Origin of the sequence: Pseudomonas sp. YQ_5, from assembly GCF_043103305.1 — a bacterium.
GTDB classification, from domain to species: domain Bacteria; phylum Pseudomonadota; class Gammaproteobacteria; order Pseudomonadales; family Pseudomonadaceae; genus Aquipseudomonas; species Aquipseudomonas putida_Y.
Genome location: NZ_JBICJS010000048.1, coordinates 1 through 469, shown reverse-complemented (window position 1 = coordinate 469; position 469 = coordinate 1). Strand labels below are relative to the sequence as shown.

At 54.6% G+C, this 469-nt stretch carries 1 protein-coding gene; it reads right to left on the bottom strand.

Annotation, left to right across the window (positions count from 1 at the left end):
* Nucleotides 1-13 precede the first annotated feature (13 nt).
* Nucleotides 14-469 (bottom strand): transposase (locus ACF8EA_RS11100; protein WP_392522031.1); only part of this gene is annotated, 456 nt, incomplete at its 5' end.

Below are 469 nucleotides of genomic sequence, written 5' to 3'. Positions count from 1 at the left end.
GTTTTCTAAGCACTCAAGCGGCCACCAGCTGATACCCCAGTTTCCGGGCTTTGCGAAGCAAAGCCCGGACCTGCCGGTCCTGGCTTCTGGTTTCGAACTCCTCAAGACCTTTTTCAACATAAGCCTGCTTCTTGGTTAAAAGGTTGTACACCAGACGTGCCAACTGATGCGCAGTGGCCTTGATGGCGCAGCTGGTATCCATTCGAGTCAGTCTGGCTCGGTGCGATGCACCAATGAAACCCTTGTCGTTACGGGCATTGGATGCAGCCTGCTTGAGTGCTTGAGCTGCTCGATTGACTATTTTTGGCCCACCACCTGCCAGTCGATGACCGCCGGAAATTCGAGTAGGGGGAGCCAGTCCCAACCAAGAGCAGAAGTGCTGTGAGGACGGGAAGCGTGATAGATCTGTACCGATCTCCCCTGCCAGCACTAATGCAGTGTCCACCCCAATGGTTGGAATTGCGGTTAG